The organism is Actibacterium sp. (assembly GCF_041584535.1).
Taxonomy (GTDB): domain Bacteria; phylum Pseudomonadota; class Alphaproteobacteria; order Rhodobacterales; family Rhodobacteraceae; genus Actibacterium_D.
Window position 1 is genome coordinate 1 of record NZ_JBFHDW010000373.1, and the last position, 2,132, is coordinate 2,132.

Consider the following 2,132-nt stretch of genomic DNA (forward strand, 5'->3'; position numbering starts at 1 on the left):
ATCAGCGCAGCCACAGATTGGCCGATTTGATCCGGTTGCGGATCATCTGTTCGCGCCGGGGCAGATCGGCGCGGTCGAACATGTCGCGCACCTTGTGGCCCTTGCCCTGATAGATCATCCGCTTGAACGGCTCATATTGCTTGAGCAGTTTCTTGACCTTGTTCGGGGCGCTGACGGTTTCCAGAACCTCGACCACCCGGTCGCTTTCGCGGGCATACAGCAGCGGCAGCACCCGCCAGTGACAGGTCACCTCGCCATCCATTCCGGACAGCTCGGGGCCGGGGCGGCCGCCGCCAAGGCTGGCGATCACCAGCGGCAGCGCCACCTGATCCAGCCACGGGTCGAATTCCTGACAAGCCACCGCTGCGGGCGGGTCGTCGCGGATCGCTAAAGCATAGTCCAGAAACCGCTGCGCAAAGACATGCGGACAGCGATAGTGGAACCAGCCGGCGTTGAAATACAGATAACGCTGCCAGTATTCGTCGGGCTGATCGAGGTCCAGCGTCGGCTCATACTCCAGCCCGAACCGGTCATAAAGCGCGCGCCAGATCTCGCCATAGCCGGGACCGTAAAGTTCGATCTTGGGCCAGGTGCCCTCGCGCCGCATCGAGGCCGACGGGCGGTCGAAATCGAACGGCACCGCGCCAAGCGCCCCGGTGATCAGCGTATCGGTGTCGAGAAACAGGAACGGTTCATCCTTTGGCAGGGCGAACAGGCCCTCGATCTTGTTGCCATAGGGATAGCTGTGGCCGAAATGCCGCGACTCGAAGGGCACGATTTCGGCCCCCAGTTCGGTTAGCAGGGCGCGGATGTCGGCGCTGCCGATGCGCGGATCGTTTTTCCAGCGCGGGCCGGGTTGCGGCTCGACCACGAACAGGCGGCCGCTGAAATCGGGGTCGGAATGGCGCAGCGACGCGGCCAAAAGCAGCGCCTCATATTGCAGGCGTCCGTTCTGGCCGACGACCATGATGTTGAATCTTTGGCGTTTGCCGTCTTTTGCCGCCATACTGGTTCCTGCCCGATGTTGTGGCCAAGTATAGCCGCAATGCCGGTCCGGGCCAGCCCGGATTGCTGACAGGAGGCCAGGAAATGCTGCGAAAAACGATCCTTACACTGCTGCTCTGCGCGGGCCCGGTCTGGGCGCAGAACATGACCACCGCCGCCGAGGTGCGCCCGATCCTTGAGATGACCAAGGGCAACTGGATCGCGGTGCGGGAATATGACGGCCGGGACTTGCTGTATTTCACCCATATCGCCAGCTTTCGTTGTGGCGTCGCGCAGGTGGAATACCGGGTCAATGACGGCCCGGCGCAATTGTTCGGGATGGAGCCATGCTATGACGACGAGGCCTCGCCCAACGCGCTGAAACTGCCGTCAGGTGAATTGCCTTATGTCGGCCTGCCGCTGGGCAGCGTCGAACAGGTCGAGGTGACGCTGACCTTTGACGACGGCAGCACCGACACCGCCAGCTATGAGCGGGCGGCGATCCAGATCAACTAGGCGATCCGGACCACGATCTTGCCCATCCGGTCGGGATGGGACAGCCGGTCCAGCGCATCGGCCCCCTGATCCAGCGGATAGGTGCTGTCGATCAGCGGGTCAAAGCCGCCGGCCTCGAAGCTGGCGATCAATTGCCGGAATTCGCCAACGCTGCCCATGGTCGAGCCATGCACCGATAATTGCCGGATGAACATGCGCTGCAAATCGGCGCTGGGGCTGCCGCCGGTGGTGGCGCCGCAGGTCACCAGACTGCCACCGCGCCGCAGGCTGCGCAGCGATTGGTCCCATGTCGCCGCGCCGACGTTATCGACGACCAGATCGGCACCTTCGCCATTGGTCAGGGCCAGAACCGCCTTGCTGACCGTGGTTTCGGCATAGTCGATCACCTCGAACCCTTGTGCACGCAGCACATCCAGTTTCGCCGCGCCGGTCGAGGTGACGATCACCCGCGCCCCGGCCATGCGCGCCAGTTGCGCCGCCGCCAAAGACACGCCGCCGCCCGCGCCCTGAACCATCACCACCGCGCCCGGCGCGATCGGGGTCTTGCCGAACACCATCCGCCACGCGGTCAGATAGGCCACGCCCAGCGTTGCCGCACCGTCGATATCGACCTTGCCAGAGAGGCGCAGAAC

At 63.8% G+C, this 2,132-nt stretch carries 3 protein-coding genes; 1 reads left to right on the forward strand and 2 read right to left on the reverse strand.

Features of this window, described 5'->3' with window-relative positions; translation table 11 throughout:
* Position 1: 1 nt before the first annotated feature.
* Positions 2 to 1,006 (reverse strand): hypothetical protein, encoded by a 1,005-nt coding sequence (locus tag ABYW26_RS13730; protein ID WP_372605474.1) that lies wholly within the window; start codon positions 1,004 to 1,006, stop codon positions 2 to 4.
* Positions 1,007 to 1,089: 83 nt separating this feature from the next.
* Between ABYW26_RS13730 and ABYW26_RS13735 the strand changes: the two genes are divergently transcribed.
* Positions 1,090 to 1,500 (forward strand): hypothetical protein, encoded by a 411-nt coding sequence (locus tag ABYW26_RS13735; RefSeq protein ID WP_372605475.1) that lies wholly within the window; start codon positions 1,090 to 1,092, stop codon positions 1,498 to 1,500.
* Here ABYW26_RS13735 and ABYW26_RS13740 read toward each other — a convergent pair.
* Positions 1,497 to 2,132, reverse strand: a 636-nt coding sequence (locus ABYW26_RS13740; RefSeq protein WP_372605476.1) for a zinc-binding dehydrogenase, incomplete at its 5' end; no start/stop codon positions are given. The genes ABYW26_RS13735 and ABYW26_RS13740 overlap by 4 nt on opposite strands.